This is a genomic window from Cupriavidus sp. 01L415 (assembly GCF_056400065.1).
Window position 1 is genome coordinate 1 of sequence record NZ_JBFTSP010000021.1, and the last position, 23,284, is coordinate 23,284.

Consider the following 23,284-nt stretch of genomic DNA (forward strand, 5'->3'; position numbering starts at 1 on the left):
TGATACTGTGCTTCCGACTCAGCGACATGACCCCTCCAAAGCCGGACAAATACTCCTGGACCACTTGGCGTTTGAACGCCTCATCGTACTTCGTCATGAAAAACACCCCAAAGGTTGGATGTATGTCCAACTTTTGGGGTGCAGTTCACTGCGCTTGGTTGCGCAGGGCCTTTTCAATTTCCATCGTCTGATAGACGGTTGTACTCAGGGATTTGCCGCAAGTTGTGCCGCGTGCTCGATAACCCTGGCCAGCTTGTCGTCGAGCGCCTTGCCATTGCGCCGACGTCTCGATTGCCGAACTGGCCGAACAGCGTCGACGGTTGATCGTACTCGACCCGGATTCGCCCAGGCGCCATTTCATATACCAGCACGGAAAGCGGTGCGTAAAGCCCGGCACGAATGTCGTGTTTGGTCATTTGCAACGCGATTCGCGGGTTCCCGACGTGATAGCGCTTGGCATGCCCCTTGAGGCCGGCCAGCGCCAACAGCGCGCCATGATTCTGAATCATGAAGATCATCAGTCCCTGATCGCCCTCCATCTGTGCCAATCGAGCTTCGGCGGCTGCGGGATCGGAGGCGATGAGCTTCGTCGCGGATGGATCGAAACGCCCTAACAGGGCTTCGAAATGATGGGTGAACGGTTCGAATGGAACGCTAACGTCTAGCGTCATATGCGTCACGCTAACGGCATGCGGCGTTGACGCGCTGATGAGTCGGTCGGCTTGTTTCATAGCGGATTGCGCTTCGCTAAGGCTTGGGACGAGTCCCAGCGCTAGCCAGGCGAGTGGTGCGTAGCGGAGAAATTTGGCTGCTTTCATGATTCGGTGCCGTCACGCCCGTGAGACGGCATCTTCCAGTGCCCGCTTGAGCATGACCTTGCCAAGCTGGATGCGATAGTCGCCACTCGCAAAGTTGTCTTCCAGCGGCCTCACGTCGACGAAGGCCGTCTCGACGAGACGGCCGATCTCTTCTGCAGATCCCGTGAACCCACGGCCCAGCATGGCTTCGGCCGCAGAGGCACGGAACGCTGTTGCGGCCAGCCCCGTCACGCCAATCCTGCCGCGCGTGCAGGTATCGCCGGCGTACTGCAAGGCGACGGCGGCTGCGGCCACGGCATAGCCCGAGGCGGGATGACGGAATTTCCGATAGGCCACGCGATCGGGGCCGGGCAAGGGGATGCGGATGCGGATGCGCGCCAGAATCTCGTCCTGCTGCGCCGCCGACGACATGAAGCCGACAAAGAACGCATCGGCGGCTACGTCGCGCGTACCGCCGGCGCCGATGAGTTCCATCCGGGCGTCCAGCGCCAGCATGATCGCAGGCCAGTCTGCCGATGGGTCGGCATTGACCAGCGAGCCGCCGATTGTGCCGCGGTTGCGCACGGTCGGATCGGCAATGACGCCGGCTGCCAGCCGGATCAATGGCAGAAGCTCGGCCAGCCCGGGATGATCGCCCAGTTCGGCATGGGTGGTGGCGGCGCCGATTGCAACGTGGTCCGGATGGATCTCGATGCCGTGCAGTTCCGGCAACCTGCCGATGTCGATGAGCAGGGGGGTACTGGCCAGACGCAGTTTCATCAGCGGGATCAGCGAATGCCCGCCGGCCAGCAGCTTGGCATCGCTGTCACTGGCGAGCAATTCGAGCGCATGCGTCACGCTGGTGGCTCTGACGTATTCAACAGGGTAGGGGATCATGCCGGGCTCCTGGTAGCGGCCTGGATGGCGCGCCAGACTTTTGGCGGCGTTAGTGGCATATCGAGATGGACAATGCCGAACGGCTTCAGCGCATCGCAGACGGCTGCGACGATGGCGGGCGGCGCGCCGACGCAGCCGGCCTCGCCGATGCCCTTGGCGCCGAGGGGATTGGTCGGGGAAGGGGAGACCTGGAAGGCGGTACGCATGCGCGGAACCTGCTCGATGCGCGGGAACCCGTAGTCGAGCAGAGACCCCGACAGGAGTTGGCCAGCGTCGTCATAGATGGCTTCTTCATGGAGTGCCTGGCCGATGCCCTGCGCGATGCCGCCATGCATCTGACCGTGGCAGAGTAGCGGGTTGATCAGCACGCCGACGTCGTCGACCGCGACGTAGTCAAGGATCTGCACCATGCCTGTGTCGGCGTCCACCTCCACGACGACCGCGTGGCAGCCGTTGGGTGCGCCCATCGCGGTCGGTTCATAGAACACGCGCTCTTCCAGGCCAGCCTCCATGTCGCGCGGCAGCTTGCTTGCCACATATGCCATCCTGGCGACTTCGGCAAAGGACGCCGAGGCGCCGGCCTCCGTGGAAAATGCTCCGTTGGCATAGCAGACGCTGTCTTCCGGAGCCTCCAGCATGATGGCCGCGATCTTGCGGGCCTTGTCGAGGATCTTCCCCGCCGCTACATACGCCGCGGAACCACCGACCGGCATCGAGCGCGAGTTGAACGTGCCGTGGCCGGCCAGGACCCGGTCGGTATCGCCCTGCACGACGTCGATGTCCTCCATCGGCAACTGCAGTGCGTCGCCCACGATCTGGGCAAAGCTGGTGGCGTGGCCATGGCCTTGCGGCATGGAGCCGCTGAACAAGGTCACCTTGCCATCGGAATGTACCCGCAGGTGGGCGCTCTCCCAACCGCCGCGGTCAAAGCCAACCCGGTGCAGCAACTGCGAGTTGCCCATGCCAACCAGCTCCAGGTAGCAGATCACGCCAATGCCGACATACCGGCCCTGCTGACGCAAAGAAGCCTGGCGCTCGCGCCAGCCGTTGTAGTCAATCATCTCCGTGGCCTGGGACAGGCAGGCCTCGTAGTCGCCGCTATCCCATTTGCCGCGTGCGTTGTTGTGCGGCTGATAGGGGAACTGGTCGGCCCGCACCAGGTTCAGCCGGCGCAATGCAACCGGGTCGATGTCCAGTTCGTTGGCAACCGCATCCATCATCCGCTCGACGATGTAGGCGGCTTCTGGCCGGCCCGCGCCGCGATAGGCATCGACCGGCGTGGTGTTGGTCGTCACCAGGTTGACCTGTACGTCCACGGAGTTGATCTGGTAATTGCCGGTGACGTAGCTGGCCGTGTTGACGGTGGGGATGCCGGTTCCCATGTTGGACAGGTAGGCACCCAGATTGGCATAGGACCTGACCCTGATCCCTAGCACCTTGCCGTCTTTCGTGACCGGGGCGTCCACGTATTCCAAATGGGCGCGCCCGTGCGTGGTGGCCACGTGATTCTCGCTGCGGGTTTCGGTCCAACTGACGGGGCGGCCGAAATGTCGGGAGGCGAAGGCCACCAGCACCTCCTCCACATAGAAGTGCATCTTGCACCCGAAACCGCCACCAATATCGGGCGCCACGATACGGATGCGATGCTCGGGCCAGCCCAGCGTCTCCGCGAGCCACCGCCGGGACATGTGCGGCACCTGGCTCGGCAGGATGAAGGTAAGCCGCTCGTCGGCGGCATCGTAGCTGGCGCAGAGCGCGCGGGGTTCCAGCGGGCTGGGAATCAGGCGCTGGTTGACCAGACGAATCGACACGACACGGTCGGCCGCCTGGACAGCTGCCTCGTAGTCACCGCCTTTCAGCTTGAATACACCGATCAGGTTGCCGGGGACGTTGTCATGGAGCTGCGGTGCGCCGTCCTGCAGCGCGGCTTCCGCCTGCACCACCACAGGCAGTTCGTCATAGTCGACCAGCAGCAGTTCGGCAGCATCGGCCGCCTGTTCGCGCGTTTCCGCCACCACCATGGCGACGGCCTCGCCAACATACCGCACGCATTCGGCAGGTAGCGGCGGATGGGGCGGCACCTTGGAATCGCCGACCACCCAGTTCGGGCGGATGTCGCCGACCTTTCCGGCGATATCCGCATGGGTCAGCACACCGACCACGCCAGGCGATGCGAGCGCGGCGCTCGTGTCGATATGCCGGATTCGCGCATGCGCGAACGGCGACCTGACGAAGGCGGCAAAGACCATGCCGGGGAATTGGTAATCGTCGGTGAAGCGGCCTTGTCCGCTCATCAGGCGCTGGTCCTCACGCCGCTTTACGGGCTTGCCGATGTGGCGCGTGGCGAGGTCCTGCTGTCCTTCACTCATGGCAGGCCTCCTGCGCGGACTGAGTCGCGCTCGCCTCAAGGAAGCTCGCGGCAAGGAGAACCGCGTCAACGATGTGCTGATACCCGGTGCAGCGGCACAGGTTGCCGTGCAGCGCCTCGCGTACCGCTTCCTCCGAAGGATGTGGCGTGGCAAGCAGCAGTGCCCGCGCGGCCATCAGCATGCCCGGCGTGCAGAAGCCGCACTGGAGCCCATGGCACTCGTTGAATGCCCGCTTCAGCGCCGTGGTGACCGGATCCTCTGACATGCCTTCTATCGTGTGCACGCTGCTGCCGTCGGTCTGCACAGCCAGCACGGTGCATGACTTGGCGCACTTCTGATCGATCAGTACGGTACAGGCACCGCACTGCGAGGTGTCGCAGCCAATATGCACGCCGGTCAGCCGAAGTGAATCCCGCAAGAGATGGACAAGAAGCCGCCTGGGTTCCGTCTCTATCGTGCGTGGCGTGCCATTGACAGTGTTATGTATCTGCATGAGTGCCATCTTGTCTCGTTGTTTGCTTGTCTCGGTGAAACGACGATCGTCATACGTCAAGGCGAAGCGGTCTCCTGGCGCTCGCTCACCAATCTTTCGAACCGCGAGAAGAAGTCCGCCAGAAGCTTGTTGGCCACCGAGCCCACCAGGCGCGAGCCAATCTGCGCGAGCTTGCCGCCCAACTGAGCCGTCGCCAGGTAATGCAATGTGGTCCCGCCGTCGGAATCCTCCAGACGGATGTTTGCATTGAGTTTTCCGAAGCCGGCAATCCCACCGCTCCCATTACCCTCGATGCGGTATCCGACGCGCTCTTCGTGGTTGGAGAATCGCGCGATGCCCTTGAAGCGCGCCTTGATCGGGCCGATCGAGGCGACGATCACGGCGTCGTAAGCGCCGTCATCCTGCAGTTGAAATTGCTCGCAGCCCGGCAAGCATTCCTGCAAGGTTTGGTGATCGTTAAGGCGTCTCCACACTTCCGCTCGTGACGCACCAATATGCTGTGAGCCGTTGAATTCCACGTTGCCTCCTTTAGTCTGTCCTGCAATGTATTCGATGTTAACATCGTAGAAATATCGACCGTACTGGTCAAGCTTGAATCGCTACCACCGCATCCGTGCTTACCCTATGCGGAAACTGAAAACGGTTTGAGATGTGATCGGGGAGTGCAACGTGCTCAGCATATGAGGCCGTTGCACCCCGCAGATCCATTGCGACAGCAGCGTTGAAGGCTTCCTTCTACAGCAGTGCTTCGATGGCAAGCGCGATACCTTGCCCACCTCCAATACAGAGGGTGACGATGCCCCGCCGGATTCCATCGGCATGCATGCTGTGCAGGAGGCGTGTGGTGAGGATGGCACCGGTAGCACCGATCGGGTGGCCGTGCGCGATCGCGCCGCCGTCGACGTTGATGATGTCGTGAGGCAGCCCCAACTCCGCCGCGATGGCGAGAGGCACGGCGGCAAACGCTTCATTGATCTCGAATCGTTCGACATCGCCCAGCGACCATTGGGCGCGCGCCAGTGCCTGATGAACTGCCGGCACGGGGCCCAGTCCGAACATCCCGGGTTCGACCGCGCCGAGTCCATATGCAACAAGGCGTCCGAGAGGCCGAAGACCTCTTTTTTCCGCGATGGCACGGTCCGCGACGATCATGGCCGCTGCGCCGCTGTTGATGCCCGGTGCGTTGCCCGCGGTAATGGTGCCATCGCGACGGAATGCCGGCTTCAGCCTGGAGAGTCCTTCGACCGTGGTGTCGGGCCGATTTGTTTCATCCTTCGCGAACGATGTCGTGCCGGTCTTCCCTTTCACAGGCACGGCGACGATTTGTTCCTCGAATCTTCCCTGAGCCTGCGCAAAAGAGAACCGTTGTTGGGAGCGCTCGGCCCAGCGATCCTGTGCCTCCCTGCTCAGTTCGTAGCGCTGCGCGAGATCCTCCGTATGCCAGCCGGAGTGTTCGCCGGAAAACGCGTCGACGAGACCGTCCATCAGCACGCTGTCATGCAAGGTAGCATCGCCCATGCGCTGGCCCCAGCGGGCCGCAGGCATCAGATAGGGCGCGCGGTCCATGTTCTCCATGCCGCCCGCGATGGCGATGTCCACATAGCCCAGACGGACCTCGTCCGCCGCGGAGGCGATGGCCTGTGCGCCAGACCCGCATACCCGGTTGACGGTGAGGGACGGGACGGATTTCGGAATGCCGCCGTTGATGGCCGCCTGGCGCGCCGGGTTCATCTTGTTGCCCGCCTGGATCACGTTTCCAAGCACAACGGAACCCACAAGCTCAGGGTTCAGCAAGGCGCGATCCACGGTTGCCTGGATCACCGTGGCACCGAGTTCTATAGCGGGTACGGTCTTCAGTGAGCCGTTGAAAGCGCCGACAGGGGTGCGAACAGGTTCGCAGAGTACGACTTCCTTGGTATTCATCGGTTACCTCCTGGGTGGATTCAAGCGTAGCGCTTGAGGTCGTAGGGATGGCGGGCAGGCTGGCCAAGCGAGTCGGCCACCCTGCAGTACGTGTTTTCTGTCCGGGCGCACGCCACGCCGGAGTCTTTCGGCGGCCGGCCTGTGGCATTGGCCGCAGGCGCCAGACTTGCAGCGGCAAGCGCCGCAAGGAAGATCAGTGCAGCACGATGTCGATTCATGTTCATTTGCCGTCGGGATCAGTGGGCATCGGCGGACGGGGCCTTCGGCGGGGCGACCTTGCGCATGAGCGGCACCAGCGGCGTCGCAATGACAAAGCACACGAAGATGGCCAGGAACGCATCGGAGTAGGTGAGCGTGTGGGCCTCGCGCATGGCAAGAGACCAGAGTTGCTTGACGGCGGCGGCGTTGCCGTCATTGACTTCGTTGCTCAGCAGCGTCAGGCGTGTCGTGGCGTCGTTCAGAAAGGCCGCCATCGCTTCGTTGCGGATGTTCAGGTGTTCGGCCAGGCGCAGGAAGTGGAGGTTTGTCCGGTCGTTCAGGATCGTGGCGCATGCGGCGATACCGATCGCGCCGCCCAGGTTCCGCATCAGGTTGAACAGGCCCGAGGCAAGTTTTAATCTGGCGGGCGGCAATGCGCCGAGCGCGAGCGTTACCGTGGGTGCAACGGCAAACTGCTGAGCCGCACCGCGCAGTGCCTGAGGCAGGAGTAGTTCGGCCCCACCCCAGTCGTGCATGATCGGCATGAAGTTCCACATCGAGAGCGCGAAGAGCGCCAGGCCGAACATCAGCAGCCAACGCAGATCCACCCGGTTTGCAAAGTACGCATAGATCGGGATCGACATCACCTGGAACAGGCCAGTGGAGAAAATGGCCAGCCCGGTCTGCAATGCGCTGAAGCCGCGTACCTGCCCCAGGAACAGCGGGGTCAGATAGATCGTCGCGAAGATGCCAATGCCCGTGACGAAGGAGAAAACGCATCCGAGCGCAAAATTTACGTCCTTCAAGGCGGACAGGTCGACGACGGGGTTCTTGTAGGTCAGGGACCGCCACAGAAATCCGATGCCCGCAATGCCCGATATCCACGCCGTGGTCAGGATAACGTGGTCGCCCAGCCAATCCCAACGCGGTCCTTCTTCCAGGGTGTATTCGAGGCAGCCAAGGAAGAGCGCCAATAGCACCATGCCGAGATAGTCGGCACCCTTGAGCAGCGACCAGTCCGGCTCGTCGATCTTGACGAGGATGGGCACCACAATGGTGACGAATATGCCGGGGGCGAGGTTGATGAAGAAGAGCCAGTGCCACGAGAAATTGTCGGTGATCCAGCCACCGATGGTTGGCCCCAGCGTCGGCGCCAGAGACGCCAGTCCGCCAATGATGGCGGCCGCCGCTACGCGCTGTTTGCCTTCGAAAAAGGCAAACGCGGTGGTGAATACCATCGGAATCATCGAGCCACCGAGAAAGCCCTGCGCCGCGCGAAAGGCAATCATGCTTTCGATGTTCCAGGCTATCCCGCAGAGCAGACTGGTCACCGTGAATCCGGCGGCCGAAGCGGCGAACAGCCAGCGCGTCGACATAACGCGGGCCAACCATCCGGACAGCGGAATGACGATGATCTCGGCGATCAGGTAAGCGGTCTGGACCCAGACCGTTTCATCGGCGCCTGCGGAAATGCCACCACCGATATCGCGCAACGATGCCGAGACGATCTGGATGTCCAGCAGAGCGATGAACATGCCGACGCACATCGTCGCGAACGCGAACACCTTGGTGCGCATCGGCAGTTCGCTTGGCGACAGCGTGGGCAAGGGCGCCGGCGCATTCGACGCGGCAGCGCTGGCGGAGACTGCTGTACTCATGACTTGCTCGCTTCCTTGGACTCGCGGGTATCGACTTCCGCCACGACCGACAAGCCGGGGCGAAGGAGGCCGAGCTTTGCGTCTTCTGCGTCGAGCACGATGCGAACGGGTACGCGCTGAACGATCTTGGTGAAGTTGCCGGTGGCGTTTTCAGGTGGCAGCACGCTGAACTGGGCACCAGTGGCGGGTGCGACGCTCGCCACGCGGCCATGGAACACCTTGCCGGGCATGACGTCAGCCACGATCGTGGCGCGCACACCGGGTTTCATATGCGCCAGTTGGCCTTCCTTGAAGTTGGCGTCCACCCAGAGCCCAGTTGCCGGCACGATCGAAAGAAGCTGGCCGCCGTTGGAGGCATAGGCCCCCACGCGCGCGCGACGATTTCCTACGGTGCCGTCGACGGGGGCGCGCAGTTCGGTGTAGCCCAGGTTGAGTTGGGCCAGGTCACGCTCGGCGATGGCCTGGGCCAGCGACGCCTGTGCCTGCTGCTTCTGCGTGGCGATGACTTCGAGTTGGCGTTGTGTGGCTTCGGCACTGGCCTTGGCTTTCTGGCCATTGGCGACCGATGCCTTGTAGTCGGCATCGGCCTTCTGGGAGCTCTGAACGGATACGGCGGATTTTTCGACCAGGCTGGCATAGCGCGTCTGGTCGTCACGCGCACGGACCGTTTCCGCGTCGACGGCGGCAACGCCGGCCCTGGCCTCCGCGATCACGGCCTGCTGGAGCCTTTCGCGTGCGTCGAGATTGGCGAGCAGTGCCTGCTGCGATGCCACGGCGCCTTCGGCTTTCGCCAGCGCGGCACGATAGTCGCGGTCATCGATGCGGGCCAGAAGATCCCCTTTGTGGACCACCTGGTTGTCGGTCACGAGAACCTCGGCCAGATAGCCAGGCACCTTTGCGGCGATCAGGGTGACGTCTCCGCCGACGTACGCATCATCGGTCTCTTCCATGAAGCGCCCATCGGCCCACCAGTGGTATCCGTAGCCTGCCGCAGCCAGGGCAATCAGCACGCCGCTACCGCGGATCAGTAGTGCCTTCCTGTTGCCTTTGGTCTTGGACGGGCTGGCATCGGAAGGGACGCGGTTGGCGGTGGCGGTCGTGCTAGTCATGAAGTTGCTCCGTGCTTGCTTGGAACGCGCCATGGGTTGGCGCAGAGAGGTTTGATTCAAGAGGTTGGGTCTGCGCAAAGCGCTCAAGGCGTGCGCGAAGTCCTGCACTTGCCGCCGGCCCGGGGGCGATGGAGTGGGTGCCTTCGGTAATGCGCTCGCCGGTGTCGGCATCGATCAGCGCGATGCGCACCGGACGGCCGGACTTGCGCTCGATCAGCCGTACGGTTTCGCCATCATCCGAGAAGTGGCGGTTTCCCCATGCCATCAGGGTCAGGAGTACGGGGCGGAAGTCGCGGCCGAGGTCCGTGAGTACATAGTCGTCGCGTGGCGGATGGGCGCTGTATTGCCGGCGGCTCATCAGTCCCTCGTCGACGAGCGTATTCAGTCGCCGCGTCAGCATGTTGGGAGCAATACCCAGCCTTTTATGGAATTCGTCAAAGCGTGTGGCGCCATAGAAAGCCTCCCGGAGGATCAGCACCGCCCAGGCGTCACCCACGCGTGCAATGCCGCGTGCCATCGGGCATGGCGCATCCTTGTGTGACGTTTTGATCATGAAATCTCGCTCGCAAAAAAACATGTTGCTATCATCATGAAAGTTAGTCTAGGCTAGTAACTAGCATCATGCAAGTTAGAATTTGCGTGGGATCTGATGAGAGGAATAGACATGACGAATGCAGCACCCCATGGCCTGGTCAAGCGCACCGTGAGCGTTGTGGTTGCCACGCTGGCAACCCTGGGCCTTGCCGCTTGCGCGGTAGGCCCCGACTACCACGCGCCCGCAAGTGAAATGCCGACGGTGTACCCGCACGCGAAGGAACTGGCCCCACTCAACGACGCGCGGGAGCCGGTAGGGTTGGACGCGTGGTGGAACGGCTTCGATGACCCCGTCCTCACGAAAATCGTTCAGCGGGCGCTGGATCAGAATCTCGACATGGCGTCGTCGATTGCGCGTGTGGCGCAGGCGCGTGCGGCTGCGGACTTTGCCGGGGCTGAACTGTTGCCGCAGGGCAGCGCATACGGCGACGTGAGCAAGCAGCGCCAGTCGCTGGAAAGTCCGTTAGGCAAGATCGGCAGCAACCTGCCTGGCTACAAGCGTGGCCAGACGCTCTATTCGGTGGGCGCGGCAGCAACGTGGGAAATCGATATCGCCGGGGGACTGCGGCGCGGTGCGGAGGCGGCCGATGCGGAGCTGCAAGCAGCCGAGGCCAATCACCTGGGCGTGCGGATCCTGGTGGCTGCCGAAGCTGCCGACGCCTACTTCCGCGTGCGCGGAGCCCAGGCCCGTATTGGCATCGCCCGCCAGCAGGTCCAGACCAACCAGCGCCTGCTGGATCTTGTGCGCCTGCGCCTGGCCGATGGCATCGGTGCCCAGCGTGAGCAGGCACAGGCCGAAGCCCAGCTCGCCCAGACCCGCGTCACGATCCCCCCGTTGCAGATCGAGCTCGAAACGCAGCTCAATCGTCTTGATGTCCTGATGGGCGCGCAGCCGGGCACCTATGCCTCGGAATTGCGCGATTCGACGAGCGAGCTGACCGTGCCGCAGGTTGCGCTGGCGCAGGGGCCTGCCGACCTGCTGCGGCGCCGTCCAGACGTGATCGCGGCGGAGCGCAAGTTGGCGGCATCGAATGCTCGTATTGGCGTGGCAACGGCGGAGTACTACCCCAAGCTATCGCTGTCCGCGTTGCTGGGGTTCGAGAGCCTCTCGGCGGGCAAGCTGTTCACGGGCCAGGCCTTCCAGCCTGCTGCTACCGCAGGCCTGCGCTGGCGGCTGTTCGACTTTGGGCGCGTGGCCGCGGAGGTTGCCGGCGCCAAGGGTGCAAATGCAGAGGCCCTGGCCATGTATCGCAAGTCGATGTTGCAGGCGACGGCTGATGTCGAAGATGCGCTCGTGACGCTTGTACAACTGGAAGCCCAGAGCCACGACCTTGCCGACGAAATCCGCTCGCACGAACGCGCGCGCCAGGCAGCGGAGGATGCATACAAGGGCGGGGCGGTCAGCCTCTTTGAAGTGCTCGACGAGGACCGTCAGCTGTTGGCCGCTCGCGACCAGAACGCTAAGGTCCGCGCAGACAATGCACGCGCCGCGGTATCCGCTTTCCGGGCGCTGGGCGGAGGATGGTCCTGACACGCCGCGCGGCTGCCCTGCCTACAGGCGATTCAGCGAGGATTTTGCGGCACGGGCGTGCCGGTGTTGAAAGCTTCGCTGAACTCGTCGGAATAGATCTCGGCTAGCGCGACGCGGAGCGCAGCGGCACGCTCGGAACCGTAGGCGGATTCGAAGCGCTCCTGGGCGCGTCGCCACAGGCGGTTCGATTCGGTCAACTTGGCGCGGCCTGCCTCCGTCAACTCTACACGGCGGCTGCGACCGTCTTCCTCGTCACGCGTCTGAAACAGATAGCCTTCGCGTTCCAGCGGTTGAATACTCCGCGCCAGCGCGGAGCGGTCCAACACCATGGCGTGAGCCAGTTCCGTCATGGTTGGGCGGTCACCCCTCGCAATATGCAAGAGGACTGAGCGCTGTGAAACGCTTAGTCCACAAGGCGCAAGGATGGAGTCATAAAGCTGTGTAATGCGCCGCGTTGCCTTGCGCAGCGCCGCGCCATTGCAGACCAGGGGGTCCTGGGTTGGTGACGTCATTTCTGGCCTCCTTGCTTCCCATCGTTTCGCCGCTCCGCCTCGCGTCCCTCAGGCGCCATGCGAGGCTTGCAGCACCGTCAGTGTAGTCGATCTTGACGAATGCGGGCATATGCAAGTAGATTAAGATGCGTGCATATGCAAATACTTCGAAGGGGTGGATAGTGCCGGGCAAAGCAGGAAGTGACCATGATCTCAACTAACGCCGCGGCGCCGCGCGTCGCCAATCCTCGCCTGCGATCCATGCTTGAGGCGCCCATCGTGCCCATGCTGGCCCGCATGAGCTGGTCAAACATGCTGATGATGCTGGCGCAGTCGTCCACCGGTCTGATCGAGACCTGGTTCCTTGCCAAGCTCGGGACAGACGTGCTGGCAGGCGTCGCGGTGGTGGTGCCAGTACTGATGCTGACGCAGAACATGTCGCAGGGCGCGATGGGTGGGGGCATCTCTTCCGCAGTGGCGCGCGCCCTTGGTTCCGGTAACACCGCTCTGGTCGAGCAGCTCGCGCGTCACGCGCTCGCGATCAATGTGCTGATTGGCACTATCTTCTCGCTACTTCTGTTGGTTGGCGCGAGGCCGCTATTCTCTTTGCTTGGCGCGCATGGCGCAGCGCTGGAAGCTGCCTGCACGTACGGCCGCGTGCTGTTTGCGGCGTTGCCGTTGATGTGGGCAATGAACGCTCTCGCCAGCGTGATCCGTGGCACGGGAAATATGGCGATACCAGGCATGGTGATTTGCGTCGGTGCGCTGCTGATGATCCCGTTGTCGCCGTGCCTGATCTTTGGGCTCGGTCCGTTGCCCAAGCTTGGGGTGGCTGGCGGCGCGTGGGCGCTGGTGGCGTACTACGCTGCAGGGACCCTGGTGCTGGGCTGGTATTGCTTGTCGGGCCGCTGTGCCGCACGGTTGTCGGCTGGCACGCTGCAGTGGGCACCGATGCGCAGCATCCTCGTCGTCGGCGGGCTTGCCTGTCTGAACCCGGTCCTCACCAACGCACTGATCGCGATCACGACAGCGCAGGTCGGCCATCATGGCGGCACGGCCGCGCTGGCAGGCTATGCAACCGCCGCTCGCCTCGAGTATCTGCTGATTCCAATCGCCTTTGGCCTTGGCGCACCGATGGTCGCCCTGGTCGGCGCCAATATTGGTGCAGGGCAAGTCGAGCGTGCCCGCCGCATTGCGATAACCGGTGGTTGCATGGCCTTTGTGCTGGCAGAACTGGTGGGGTTGGCCGCGGCATTTTGGCCGGAGACCTGGCTGCGTCTTTTCGGCGCCGATGCACACCTCCTGGAAACCGGGGCGCTTTACCTGCAAATCGTTGGCCCAGTCTATGGCTTCTTCGCGCTGGGCTTTTCGCTTTACTTCGCCTCGCAAGGTGCGGGTCGCCTCAAGTGGCCGCTGCTCGGTGGTGCCCTGCGTCTCGCGCTATTCGCCGGCGTTGGGGGCGTGGCAATCAGTCTGGGTGCGTCGCTGGCGCAGTACTTTGCCCTGGGCGCCCTTGCCATGCTGCTATATGGCAGCTGTATCTTGTGGTCGATTGCTACCGGAGGTTGGGCAGGAGTCCGCCAGCGCACCGCGTGAATCGGACGGATCTCATCCCCCCGTGCTTGTCAGCCTCGCCAGCCTGCGCCTGCCTGTTGAAGGCGGAGTTGCCCCTTGCGCGCGACGCGGGCCATCCTGGCGAGGCGCGGAGCGCTCAGCGGCGGCGCCGCTGAGCGTTCTGCCGAGACGAATCCCTCTCTCCCCGTGCATTCACCTGCATGAGGTGCCTACCGGAACAGGTTCACCTTTGCGAGGTCGACAAGCTGCTGTCCGCGGCCATCCATCACCGCACGGAGCATGAACAATCCAAACTTGTATGCTTGGTCGGCAGTGGTCGAAGGCGGCATCACAAGCTCCTGGCGCGCGCTGACTACGTCGATCAGCGCCGGGCCTGGGTGCGCGAATGCTTCGCGCAGCGCGCCCTCCAGTTCCTCGGGGTGCTCCACGCGAAAGCCTTTGATCCCCATGGCATTGGCCATCGCGGCGAAGTTCGGATTCTCCAGTTCGCATCCCGTGTCGACGAATCCACTGGCCTTCATCTCCATCTCCACAAAGCCCAGCGTGCCGTTATTGAGCACGACGACCTTGACCGGCAATCCGGTTTGGACGAGCGTGACAAACTCACCCATCATCATGGTAAAGCCACCATCGCCGGACATCGAAATCACTTGTCGGTCCGGGAAGGCAGCTTGGGCGCCGATGCAATGCAAGAGCGAGTTGGCCATCGAACCATGGTTGAACGATCCAAGCAGGCGTCGCCTGCCATTCATCTTCAGATACCGGGCGACCCATGCAACGGGCGTTCCGACATCACAGGAGAATATGGCGTCGTCATCCGCAAGCTCGCTGACGAGCCGCGTCACATATTGGGGATGGATGGTGCTGCTGTTGGGTTCCAGCTCCGCCAGCGCGTCAAGACTCTGCCGGGCCTTGCGATAGTCGTCGAGTGCCCGGTCGAGAAATCGGCTGTCATCCTTCTCCGGAATCAGGGGAAGCAGCTCGCCGAGCGTGTCCTTGACGGTTCCCAACAACCCGAGGTCTATCGGACACCGGTTGCCAAGCGCTTCCGCGCTGGTATCGACTTGCGCAATGGTGACCCCTTCGGGGTAGAACTGGCGATAGGGGAAATTGGTACCCAACATCAGCAGCATGTCGCAACTCTTCATCGCGGAATACCCGGATGAAAACCCGATGAGCCCTGTCATTCCCACATCGAATGGGTTGTCGTACTCGATGTACTCCTTGCCGCGCAGCGCGTGAACGATGGGAGATTGCAGCCTGCGGGCGAGTTCGATGACTTCGGCGTGCGAATCCTTGCAGCCTGCTCCACAAAGCAGGGTTACGCGCGATGACTGGTTTAGCAGGTCGGCGAGTTTGACGATTTCGTGGTTCGATGGGCGAATCAACGGGGCCGAAGGCGCGCTCCAGCTCGGCGCGGTTTTGGCGAGCGGGGCGAGTGCGACATTTCCCGGGATGACGACCACCGCGACGCCTTTACGTGCAACGGCCGTCCGGATGGCACGCCCGAGAATCTGTGGCAGTTGGTCAGGACTTGAGACGAGTTCGACATAGTGACTGCATTCCTTGAACAAGACCTCGGGGTGCGTGGCCTGAAAATAGTCGGTGCCGATTTCCGAGCTCGGGATATGCGCGGCGATGGCAAGAACAGGAACGCCGTTCCGGTGACAGTCAAACAAGCCATTGATGAGGTGCAAGTTACCGGGCCCACAGCTTCCGCAGCAAACCGCGAGCTGCCCGGTGAGATGCGCCTCGGCACCGGCGGCAAAGGCGGCACTCTCCTCGTGCCGCATGTGCACCCATTCGATCGAACCTTCACGACGCAGGGAATCCGTGAAGCCGTTCAATGAGTCTCCCACCACGCCATAGACACGCTTCACGCCAGCGTTCACGAGCGCACCAACCATGTAGTCGGCAGCTATGGTTGCCATGTCATATCTCCAATGTGAGAGAGAAATGCCGCAGTTCCGGTGCGCCCGGGGAGCGCGGCGGGACGGCCCGAGTAGGCTTGATGATAGGAGCAGGTATTCGCCAGGGCCATTACATGAATCTGGCAGGCGGCGATTCCGGACTGGGGCGACTAAATGAAGATTGCGCTACTGCCAGAAGCTGCGGCGCGCGGAGTGCAACGGTCGGGGGATTGGCGCCCGCCTTCACACCGAGCCATCGATGGCAAAGGCATGATGGTCGGGCATTGCATAAGGAAAAGCTTATCTTCACCCCAAGAATATTAATTTTCCTTAATGCATCGCCGTGCCTACGCTATATCAGACGCACTGACTGCGTGGACATTCGAATTTGAGTCAGCCATCCTTCGCCCAGGGCGCTGCCACGACGCCATTCAGATGCCGGCGCCAGACCACCGTCTGGTGCCCATCTCACCACTCCGCGCCACGGCTGCGAACACCACGGCTTTTGTGCGGCATGACCGATGCGGCGCACCGGACCTTGGGTGTGCCGGCAGGACTATTGTCGCCTTGACCATTTGAGTCGCCACGGCGAGAAGTCAGGCACGCTGACGCAAAGATGGAGAAGAAGCCGTGGAATCGCCCGACCAATCTGTGTGCATAGTCGATGACGATGCGAGCATCCGGGGAGCGCTTGAAAGCCTGCTGCGCGCCCACGGAAAAAGCGTGCAGTCGTTCCACTCGGGGAAGGAATTCCTGGAGTCCGTTCAGTGGGATACCGTGGGATGCCTGATCCTTGATATGCGCATGCCCGGCATGAGCGGTCTGGAAGTCCAGGAGCACGTCATCAATCACTCTCATGTTTCCATCGTCTTCATCACGGCAAGGAACGATGTACCTTCCACGGTATTGGCAATGAAGAGTGGCGCCGTTGATTTCCTGGCCAAGCCCATCAGCGAGGATGCGCTACTCCGAGCCGTCGACACGGCAATTGCCAGGACGCATTTGCAGCGACGAAATGCCGCCGAAGCGGCTGCCCTGCAAGCGTTGTACCAAAGCCTGACCCCAAGAGAGCAGGAGCTTCTGCCTCTGCTTGCAGGGGGGATGTTGAACAAACAGGCAGCGGACGTACTGGGGATCACTGAGTACACCGTGCAGGTGCATCGTGGTCATATCATGAAGAAGATGCAAGCGGGCTCATTTGCCACACTCGTCAGGCAAGCAGGGCAGCTGGAGCTTGAGACGCAAGTGCCCGTCAGGGGCTACCGGCACTGAATCACTGCGCCGCACCGATATCCTCAGGTAACGCGAGCTGTGCAAATCAAGGCGTGGCGACTGGGCTCGTGAGACTCGCACCTTCCTGGAGATCGAGGACCATACGATCCGATCTTCAGCGCGAGACGCATGGCATCACATGTTCTGCCTTGTTGATGCCCTCGACACTCCCTCCACGACGTCATACCGCCCATACCCCACTAAAGTCGGGTTAAGAATGTCGCCCGCACCGCCGTTCTGGAAGCGACAGGTGGCACCTTGCTCGTTAACTACGCGGCAGGACACACAATAATGAAGGCGGACCTATTGCCCAACGGCTTAGGCTTAGTGGAGAAAGAATGGCGTTCATCGGCAGCATGAAAATCGGCAAGCGACTGGCTTTGGGCTTCGCCCTTATTCTCGCGTTCTCCATCGTGATCACCGCAATTGGCATCTGGCGGCTCGACAACGTTTCAACCGCGACCCGCGAGATGATGAAGGTGCCGTTGCTCAAGGAAAGGCTGATTGGCGACTGGTATGCCAACCTCGCCTCAGGCATCCGACGCACCAGCGCAATCGCGAAGAGTTCTGACCCTGCGCTGGGCCCCTATTTCGCAGAGGATGCAGCGGCCTCGTCCAAGAGCTCGAGCGAACTCCAGAAGAAGGTGGAGACCCTGCTGTCCAACGATGAGGAGAAGGCGCTGTTCACCAAGATCGGCGAATTGCGCAAGGCCTACCTGAGCTCTCGCGACGAGATCAACAAGGCCAAGGCGGCGGGCAATGTCGATGACGCGACGCGACTCCTGGACAAGGTGTTCACGCCGGCTGCCAACGCGTATCAGGACACCATGCGTCAGTTGGTGGAAGTGCAGCGGCGGACGATTGACGATACCGCCAGGGAAATCGACGGCATTGCCGCAAAGAGCCGTACCCTGCTGCTCGTGCTCGAAGGCCTCATCCTGGTCCTGGGCATCATTTGTGCGTACTACCTGACGCTGAGCATCACCCGTCCGCTGAAGTTGGCCGTCACCATTTCGCGCCGCGTGGCCGATGGCGACTTGTCCAGCGAGATCGCGGTGACGTCCCGGGACGAGACCGGTGAGCTGTTGCAGGCACTGAAGGACATGAATGACAAGCTTGGAGGTACGGTCGGGAATATCCGTACCGCCAGCGAGGCGGTCGCCAGCGCGGCAGGCCAAATCGCATCGGGAAATATGGATCTGTCCTCTCGTACCGAAGAGCAAGCCGCATCCATCGAGCAAACCGCTGCCAGCATGGCCGGACTGACGGAAACGGTGAGCCAGAACGCCGACAACGCGCGTCAGGCGACTTCCCTGGCGGGAAGTGCCAGGGAGATGACGGAGTCCGGACGTGCCGATGTGGCAGCGATGGTTCAGACCGTTAATGAGGTTAACGCCGAGTCGAGGAAGATCGCAGAGATCACTGGAATGATTGAAGGCATCGCATTCCAGACCAACATCCTGGCGCTTAACGCCGCAGTCGAGGCTGCTCGTGCGGGCGAGCAAGGAAGGGGATTCGCGGTCGTTGCCGGCGAGGTGCGATCGCTCGCGCAAAGGGCGTCTGGCGCAGCGAAGGAAATCAAGGAACTGATCGAGACATCGACGGGGAAGGTTCAAGTCAGCGCGCAGCAGGCCGAGGGTGTCAGTGCTGCGATGGAACGGGTTAGCGTAGCGATCGAGCGCGTGTCAGACATCATCGGAGAAATTTCCGCTGCGTCTGACGAGCAGAGCAAGAACCTCGAGCAGGTGAGCCATGCCATTGCGCAGATCGACCAGGTGACGCAGCAGAATGCTTCGTTGGTCGAGGAGTCTGCCGCAGCAGCACAGGCGCTGCGCGAGCAGGCAGTCGGCATGAAAGACGACGTCATGTATTTCAAGATCGCCGGCCAACCTGTACCGGGGCGTTCGCTCATCGCTCTCAGGTCCGCCGCATAGGGTCCGCCGCATAGAAGAGTCATCCTTCGACCTGGGCCAGCGCCAGATCCCTCGTATCTCTGGCGCGATTGTCCAGGCACCCCCCGTCCTTGTCTGGCAGAGCAGTTTATGCCTATTCTTGAGCACGCTGCTCGCTGGCGGCTGGTTGGGGGCGCTGGTGATGCGACTGCCACGCAACCCAGCAAGCCGCAAGCGGGCAGGCGCGACTCCATGCCATTCCGGGCGTGTCGACCGGGCTTGTGGCGATAGCCAGGCCAACGCCGAACGCGCGGATCTGGCATGGTGAACTGACCCAGTCTCGCTGTTCGCCTCCGAGCATGCCGGCCGTTTCCGATCGCAATGGTTCCGAGGGCAACAACCGAACCCTGCTGTATTTTGGTTGGCTGACCCTGTTCGTCCATCTGGCGACGCCGGCCGGTTACCTGGTTGATATACAGACGTCGTACCTGCTCAAGAATGAACTGCATGCGACGGCGACGCAAATCTCGACGTTCCGGCTGGTTACGGGCATCCCGGTGTACATCGCGTTTGTTTTTGGCCTCGCGCGCGACCATTGGAATCCGCTGGGATTGCGGGATCGCGGCTTCTTCCTGATTTTCGCTCCGGTAACCTCGGCAGCATTCGTCTGGATGGCGTTCTCGTCGACCTCATACGCGGGACTGGTCGTCGGGATGCTGCTGGCAATGCTGTCATCCCGATTTATCGCCGCAGCCTATCAAGGCTTGATCGCTCTGGTGGGGCAGGAGAAGCTCATGTCCGGGCGGCTGAGCGCCCTGTGCAACACGATCAGCTCCGTCCCGGTCGTCGCGGGAGCGTTCGCTTCCGGGTACATCTCCGATCATCTTGCCGCGAAGGAGGCCCTCCTCCTGATGGCGATGGTCACGTTGTCGATCGCTGTGCTGGGGCTGTGGAAGCCCATTTCCGTCTTCGGCCATGCGTACGAGAAGCCGCAAGCGAGGGGCGCGGACTTCGTCGGGAATGTCAGGCGGCTCGTGAAGCACAAGGCCGTCTATCCGCCGCTTCTCATCTGCTTTCTCTGGAACTTCGCACCAGGATCGGCCACCCCACTGCAGTTCTATTTGACCAATGAACTGCATGCATCGGATTCCATTTACTCGTACTACAACGGGATTTTCGCCGCCGCGTTCATCCCCACTTTCTTGCTGTATGGCTTTCTGTGCAGGAAGGTATCGTTGAACAAGCTGTTGTGGTGGGGAACGATCGTCGCAGTGCCGCAAATGATTCCGCTGGCATTCATTCACTCACCCGATCTCGCGCTGGTATTGGCAGTACCGATTGGGCTGATGGGCGGCATCGCCACGGCAGCATACTTCGATCTCGCGATGCGGTCCTGTCCGCCGGGCCTGCAGGGAACCTTGATGATGCTGGTGGATGGTGTCCTTGCGCTCTCGGCGCGAGCCGGCGATCTGTTGGGCTCCTGGATCTATCACAGCGGCGCCGCGCTCGGGTTCACGTATTGTGTGATCGCCACGACGGTGGTGTACGCGCTGATTCTGCCCTTGATTCCGTTGGCGCCGAAAGCGTTGATTGCCACCAGGGATGGCGAGTCGAATCCGGAGGTCAAGCCCGAGCTGTCGAGCGACATCCGGGAATCCGAGGCGGGATAGACTTCCACTGGCCGACCCTGCTTCGCTTCTATACTGGGATGACGACGTGCGAGACTCGCGCTCGACTGTGGTGCACGCCAATAGCGGGAAACTTGATCCTGGCAAATCCCACGTCAGCCAACCCGGCACCACCCGCCCGGTGTGAATGTCATCGCAGGTTCACATTTGCCTCGATTCGGGCAAGGAGGTTTCCAATGGCCAACGCTCAAGGACAACTCGTCTTCACCCTGAACCACCTCATCGAAGTCGGCAAGGACGGCGAGCTCAGCTGCCTGACCGGCGCCCGTGAAGTGAACAACGCCGAGATGCGCAGCATCCTGGCAGGCACCGCTGAAACCTGCCGCAGCTCGGTGACCGAATTACAGACCCTTGTCAGCGCCCTGGGCGCCGTGCCGCGCGACCGTGGCACCATGACCGGCACGATGCATCGCGCCTGGATGGAAGTGATGCACATCATCGCTCCGCACAATGATGACGCGGTGCTGCAATTGTGCGAACGCGAGGAAGACGCGGCCAGGCGCGAGTATCGCGCGGCGCTGATGAAAGACATGCCGGCGGAAATCCGCTCGGTGGTCCTGCGCCAGTACGAGGGCATGCAGAAGCATCACGAACGCATCCACGCCCTGCGTGGCATGCAGATTCACTGAAGCGCTGAATCACGCCGGATTGACCTGATCTCAACACGCGGGCCGGAAGCCGACAAGCTGCCGGCCCGTTTTTTGTTTCGACGCCGAAGCTTGCGCCGCCTTGAGTGACGCGCCTCGAAGGCGACACGGTGAACTCGGGACTGTCCGGCTGCGACGACCGCCGCCGTGACCCTGCGTAGACGTCAGGCGGACCGGCGAACCTCCGCCGCCCCGGCCAGCATGAGGTCGAGGTTCTGCACTGCCGCCCCCGAAGCCCCCTTGCCGAGGTTGTCGAACACCGCTGCCAACAGCACTTGCCCGTGCTCCTGGTTGGCGAACACGCCCAGGCGCAGGTCGTTGGTGCCGTTCAGCGCCTGCGGGTCGAGGCGAGTGGCGGCGGCCGATTCGGCGAGCGGCATCACCTCGACATGGCGGGCGCCGGCGTAGTGGTCGAGCAGGCAGGCGTGCAGCCTGCCGACGTCCGTGCCGGATGCCAGCAGGTCCAGCTCCAGCGCCACCGTCAGGACGATACCTTGCCGGAAGGCGCCGTAGGCCGGCACGAAGGCGGGGCGCCGCGCCAGGCCCGCGTGCTGCTGGATTTCAGGCGTGTGCTTGTGCGCCAAGCCCAGGCCATAGACCTGGAAGGGCAGGGCCCGTGCGGCCTCCGGTCCCTCGTAGGTATCGACGGCGGCGCGGCCGCCACCCGAATAGCCCGACACCGCGTGGATGGCGATGGGGTAGTCGTGCGGCAGCAGGCCGGCCTCCATCAGGGGGCGCAGCAGGCTGATCGCCCCGGTGGGATAGCAGCCCGGATTGCTAACGCGCGGCGCGTCCGCGATCCGCTGCGCCTGGCCGGCAGTCATCTCCGGAAAGCCATAGGTCCAGCCGGGCTGCGTGCGGTGTGCCGAACTGGCGTCGATCACGCGCACCGCAGGGTTGACGATGGATGCCACCGCCTCGCGTGCGGCGGAGTCCGGCAGGCACAGGATGGCGATGTCGCAGCCGTTGATGGCGTCAGCGCGGGCGCGTGCATCCTTGCGCTGGCCGGCGGGCAGCGTCAGCAGGCGCAGATCGTCGCGTCCGCGGAGGCGCTCGTGGATCTGCAGGCCGGTGGTGCCCTGGTCGCCGTCGATGAAAACAAGCGGATAGCGCATGGGATGGATCCTCCGAAGTGGCGTGAAAGTGGCAGCCCCGCCGCTGCAGCATCGGCGCTGCGTGGGTGCGGCCGCGGGTGTGGCGCGATAAGGGAAGCGCCATCTTGCGCCACCGGATAGAATCGAAAAAGTTGAATTTCATGACGATGAAATTCACGTTTCCTGAACGATATCCTCGTCAGCAGATTCGTCCTTAACCGGAGTGCCGCCCCATGCGCGAGATCAGCCTGGACCGCCTGCGTACCCTCGTCGCCATCGCCGATCTGGGTTCCTTCGCCGAAGCCGCACGCGCGTTGCACCTGGCTCCGCCCACCGTCAGCCTGCACATTGCCGAGCTGGAAGCCCGCATCGGTGCGCCACTGCTGACGCGCAAGCGCGGCGAGGTGCGTCCGTCGTCCATTGGCGAGACACTGGTCGATCGCGCCCGCCGCCTGCTGGCCGATGCCGACCTTGCGCTGGACGACGTGCAGCGTCAGGTGCAGGGGTTGACCGGCCGCGTGCGCCTCGGCGCCTCGACCGGCGCCATCGCCCACCTGCTGCCGCAGGCGCTGGCCGTGCTAGCGGAGCGGCACCCCGACATCGAGGTGCAGGTGGCCGTGCTCACCTCGCAGGAGACGCTGGCGCGGCTGGCCGCCGGCACGCTGGAGGTCGGTCTGGTGGCACTGCCACAGGCGCGCGTGGCGGGGCTGACCATCCGCCCCTGGCGGCGCGATCCGGTACGGGCTTTCCTGCCGGCGAGCTGGCCCTGCCCGGCGCACATCACGCCGGCCTGGCTGGCATCGCGCCCGCTGATCCTGAATGACGGCACCACGCGCCTGTCGCGCCTGACCGCCGAGTGGTTCGCCAGCGGTGGCCACAGGCCGGCGCCGCGTATTCAGCTCAACTACAACGACGCCATCAAGAGCCTGGTGGCGGCCGGCTATGGCGCGGCCCTGTTGCCACACGAGGTCACCACGCCGGCGCCGGATGCGCGCGTGGTGATGCGGCCGTTGCGGCCCGCGCTGTGGAGGCGACTGGGGTTGGCGCACAGCGAGGAACGGGTGGAACGTGCCACGGAATACGTGCTGGAGGCCCTGTGGGCGCTGCGAGCGGGGTAGCGCTGTTGGCCACACGTCGACCGGCGGC

Annotated in this window: 19 protein-coding genes; 7 read left to right on the forward strand and 12 right to left on the reverse strand. The window is 62.8% G+C overall.

The annotated features are described in order from the left end of the window. Positions 1 to 173: 173 nt before the first annotated feature. From AC1DOX_RS23020 to AC1DOX_RS23060, 9 genes are all read right to left on the reverse strand, one after another. Positions 174 to 818, reverse strand: coding sequence for a DUF302 domain-containing protein (locus tag AC1DOX_RS23020; protein WP_477112591.1), 645 nt, complete (start codon positions 816 to 818; stop codon positions 174 to 176). A gap of 12 nt (positions 819 to 830) precedes the next feature. Continuing rightward, a complete protein-coding gene (locus tag AC1DOX_RS23025) occupies positions 831 to 1,694 on the reverse strand; it encodes an FAD binding domain-containing protein (protein ID WP_477101508.1) in 864 nt (287 codons plus the stop codon). After that, positions 1,691 to 4,063 carry a xanthine dehydrogenase family protein molybdopterin-binding subunit gene (locus tag AC1DOX_RS23030; RefSeq protein ID WP_441620747.1) on the reverse strand — a complete coding sequence of 791 codons (2,373 nt, stop codon included), beginning with the start codon at positions 4,061 to 4,063 and terminating at the stop codon, positions 1,691 to 1,693. The genes AC1DOX_RS23025 and AC1DOX_RS23030 overlap by 4 nt, the downstream gene beginning before the upstream one ends. Continuing rightward, positions 4,056 to 4,556, reverse strand: coding sequence for a (2Fe-2S)-binding protein (locus AC1DOX_RS23035; protein WP_441620922.1), 501 nt, complete (start codon positions 4,554 to 4,556; stop codon positions 4,056 to 4,058). The genes AC1DOX_RS23030 and AC1DOX_RS23035 overlap by 8 nt, the downstream gene beginning before the upstream one ends. Positions 4,557 to 4,612: 56 nt before the next feature. Next, positions 4,613 to 5,074, reverse strand: coding sequence for an SRPBCC family protein (locus AC1DOX_RS23040; protein ID WP_441620749.1), 462 nt, complete (start codon positions 5,072 to 5,074; stop codon positions 4,613 to 4,615). 217 nt (positions 5,075 to 5,291) lie between these two features. Further along, positions 5,292 to 6,479 carry a thiolase family protein gene (locus AC1DOX_RS23045; protein ID WP_441620751.1) on the reverse strand — a complete coding sequence of 396 codons (1,188 nt, stop codon included), beginning with the start codon at positions 6,477 to 6,479 and terminating at the stop codon, positions 5,292 to 5,294. Positions 6,480 to 6,715: 236 nt separating this feature from the next. Continuing rightward, complete coding sequence (locus AC1DOX_RS23050) at positions 6,716 to 8,335, reverse strand: DHA2 family efflux MFS transporter permease subunit (protein WP_441620753.1); 1,620 nt, start codon at positions 8,333 to 8,335, stop codon at positions 6,716 to 6,718. Further along, positions 8,332 to 9,444 (reverse strand): HlyD family secretion protein, encoded by a 1,113-nt coding sequence (locus AC1DOX_RS23055; protein ID WP_441620755.1) that lies wholly within the window; start codon positions 9,442 to 9,444, stop codon positions 8,332 to 8,334. Before AC1DOX_RS23055 ends, AC1DOX_RS23050 begins: the two co-directional genes overlap by 4 nt. Continuing rightward, positions 9,437 to 10,021, reverse strand: a complete 585-nt coding sequence (locus AC1DOX_RS23060; protein ID WP_441620757.1) for a winged helix-turn-helix transcriptional regulator — start codon at positions 10,019 to 10,021, stop codon at positions 9,437 to 9,439. The genes AC1DOX_RS23055 and AC1DOX_RS23060 overlap by 8 nt, the downstream gene beginning before the upstream one ends. Positions 10,022 to 10,108: 87 nt before the next feature. On the opposite strand from AC1DOX_RS23060, the gene AC1DOX_RS23065 reads away from it, so the two are divergent. Further along, positions 10,109 to 11,569, forward strand: a complete 1,461-nt coding sequence (locus tag AC1DOX_RS23065) for an efflux transporter outer membrane subunit (protein WP_441620759.1) — start codon at positions 10,109 to 10,111, stop codon at positions 11,567 to 11,569. Between the two features lie 32 nt (positions 11,570 to 11,601). Here the strand turns inward: AC1DOX_RS23065 and AC1DOX_RS23070 are convergent, their stop codons facing one another. Beyond that, entirely contained in the window at positions 11,602 to 12,081 is a 480-nt protein-coding gene (locus tag AC1DOX_RS23070; RefSeq protein WP_441620761.1) for a MarR family winged helix-turn-helix transcriptional regulator, read from the reverse strand. Positions 12,082 to 12,267: 186 nt separating this feature from the next. On the opposite strand from AC1DOX_RS23070, the gene AC1DOX_RS23075 reads away from it, so the two are divergent. Further along, positions 12,268 to 13,656, forward strand: a complete 1,389-nt coding sequence (locus AC1DOX_RS23075) for an MATE family efflux transporter (protein WP_441620924.1) — start codon at positions 12,268 to 12,270, stop codon at positions 13,654 to 13,656. Positions 13,657 to 13,844: 188 nt separating this feature from the next. Here AC1DOX_RS23075 and poxB read toward each other — a convergent pair whose 3' ends face one another. Beyond that, positions 13,845 to 15,566, reverse strand: a complete 1,722-nt coding sequence (poxB, locus tag AC1DOX_RS23080; protein WP_441620763.1) for a ubiquinone-dependent pyruvate dehydrogenase — start codon at positions 15,564 to 15,566, stop codon at positions 13,845 to 13,847. A gap of 609 nt (positions 15,567 to 16,175) precedes the next feature. On the opposite strand from poxB, the gene AC1DOX_RS23085 reads away from it, so the two are divergent. From AC1DOX_RS23085 to AC1DOX_RS23100, 4 genes are all read left to right on the forward strand, one after another. Further along, positions 16,176 to 16,817 carry a response regulator transcription factor gene (locus tag AC1DOX_RS23085; protein WP_441620765.1) on the forward strand — a complete coding sequence of 214 codons (642 nt, stop codon included), beginning with the start codon at positions 16,176 to 16,178 and terminating at the stop codon, positions 16,815 to 16,817. A 338-nt stretch (positions 16,818 to 17,155) separates the two neighbouring features. Beyond that, a complete protein-coding gene (locus AC1DOX_RS23090) occupies positions 17,156 to 18,751 on the forward strand; it encodes a methyl-accepting chemotaxis protein (protein WP_441620767.1) in 1,596 nt (531 codons plus the stop codon). A 317-nt stretch (positions 18,752 to 19,068) separates the two neighbouring features. Next, positions 19,069 to 20,379: an MFS transporter gene (locus AC1DOX_RS23095; RefSeq protein ID WP_441620769.1), complete on the forward strand. Its 1,311-nt coding sequence runs from the start codon at positions 19,069 to 19,071 to the stop codon at positions 20,377 to 20,379. 194 nt (positions 20,380 to 20,573) lie between these two features. Then, complete coding sequence (locus tag AC1DOX_RS23100) at positions 20,574 to 21,026, forward strand: PA2169 family four-helix-bundle protein (protein WP_441620771.1); 453 nt, start codon at positions 20,574 to 20,576, stop codon at positions 21,024 to 21,026. 182 nt (positions 21,027 to 21,208) lie between these two features. On the opposite strand, the gene argC is transcribed toward AC1DOX_RS23100, so the two are convergent. Further along, a complete protein-coding gene (gene argC, locus AC1DOX_RS23105) occupies positions 21,209 to 22,159 on the reverse strand; it encodes an N-acetyl-gamma-glutamyl-phosphate reductase (protein WP_441620773.1) in 951 nt (316 codons plus the stop codon). Positions 22,160 to 22,371: 212 nt separating this feature from the next. Here argC and AC1DOX_RS23110 point away from each other — a divergent pair, with 212 nt between their 5' ends. Beyond that, positions 22,372 to 23,256 carry a LysR family transcriptional regulator gene (locus AC1DOX_RS23110; protein ID WP_441620775.1) on the forward strand — a complete coding sequence of 295 codons (885 nt, stop codon included), beginning with the start codon at positions 22,372 to 22,374 and terminating at the stop codon, positions 23,254 to 23,256. Positions 23,257 to 23,284: the final 28 nt, after the last annotated feature.

What these genes read in the sequence shown, in the direction of transcription:
- AC1DOX_RS23020 (WP_477112591.1), bottom strand. Translation starts at nt 818, where the DNA reads ATGAAAGCAGCCAAATTTCTCCGCTACGCACCACTCGCCTGGCTAGCG.
- AC1DOX_RS23025 (WP_477101508.1), bottom strand. Translation starts at nt 1,694, where the DNA reads ATGATCCCCTACCCTGTTGAATACGTCAGAGCCACCAGCGTGACGCAT.
- AC1DOX_RS23030 (WP_441620747.1), bottom strand. Translation starts at nt 4,063, where the DNA reads ATGAGTGAAGGACAGCAGGACCTCGCCACGCGCCACATCGGCAAGCCC.
- AC1DOX_RS23035 (WP_441620922.1), bottom strand. Translation starts at nt 4,556, where the DNA reads ATGCAGATACATAACACTGTCAATGGCACGCCACGCACGATAGAGACG.
- AC1DOX_RS23045 (WP_441620751.1), bottom strand. Translation starts at nt 6,479, where the DNA reads ATGAATACCAAGGAAGTCGTACTCTGCGAACCTGTTCGCACCCCTGTC.
- AC1DOX_RS23050 (WP_441620753.1), bottom strand. Translation starts at nt 8,335, where the DNA reads ATGAGTACAGCAGTCTCCGCCAGCGCTGCCGCGTCGAATGCGCCGGCG.
- AC1DOX_RS23055 (WP_441620755.1), bottom strand. Translation starts at nt 9,444, where the DNA reads ATGACTAGCACGACCGCCACCGCCAACCGCGTCCCTTCCGATGCCAGC.
- AC1DOX_RS23060 (WP_441620757.1), bottom strand. Translation starts at nt 10,021, where the DNA reads ATGTTTTTTTGCGAGCGAGATTTCATGATCAAAACGTCACACAAGGAT.
- AC1DOX_RS23065 (WP_441620759.1), top strand. Translation starts at nt 10,109, where the DNA reads ATGACGAATGCAGCACCCCATGGCCTGGTCAAGCGCACCGTGAGCGTT.
- AC1DOX_RS23070 (WP_441620761.1), bottom strand. Translation starts at nt 12,081, where the DNA reads ATGACGTCACCAACCCAGGACCCCCTGGTCTGCAATGGCGCGGCGCTG.
- AC1DOX_RS23075 (WP_441620924.1), top strand. Translation starts at nt 12,268, where the DNA reads ATGATCTCAACTAACGCCGCGGCGCCGCGCGTCGCCAATCCTCGCCTG.
- poxB (WP_441620763.1), bottom strand. Translation starts at nt 15,566, where the DNA reads ATGGCAACCATAGCTGCCGACTACATGGTTGGTGCGCTCGTGAACGCT.
- AC1DOX_RS23090 (WP_441620767.1), top strand. Translation starts at nt 17,156, where the DNA reads ATGGCGTTCATCGGCAGCATGAAAATCGGCAAGCGACTGGCTTTGGGC.
- AC1DOX_RS23095 (WP_441620769.1), top strand. Translation starts at nt 19,069, where the DNA reads ATGCCGGCCGTTTCCGATCGCAATGGTTCCGAGGGCAACAACCGAACC.
- AC1DOX_RS23100 (WP_441620771.1), top strand. Translation starts at nt 20,574, where the DNA reads ATGGCCAACGCTCAAGGACAACTCGTCTTCACCCTGAACCACCTCATC.
- argC (WP_441620773.1), bottom strand. Translation starts at nt 22,159, where the DNA reads ATGCGCTATCCGCTTGTTTTCATCGACGGCGACCAGGGCACCACCGGC.
- AC1DOX_RS23110 (WP_441620775.1), top strand. Translation starts at nt 22,372, where the DNA reads ATGCGCGAGATCAGCCTGGACCGCCTGCGTACCCTCGTCGCCATCGCC.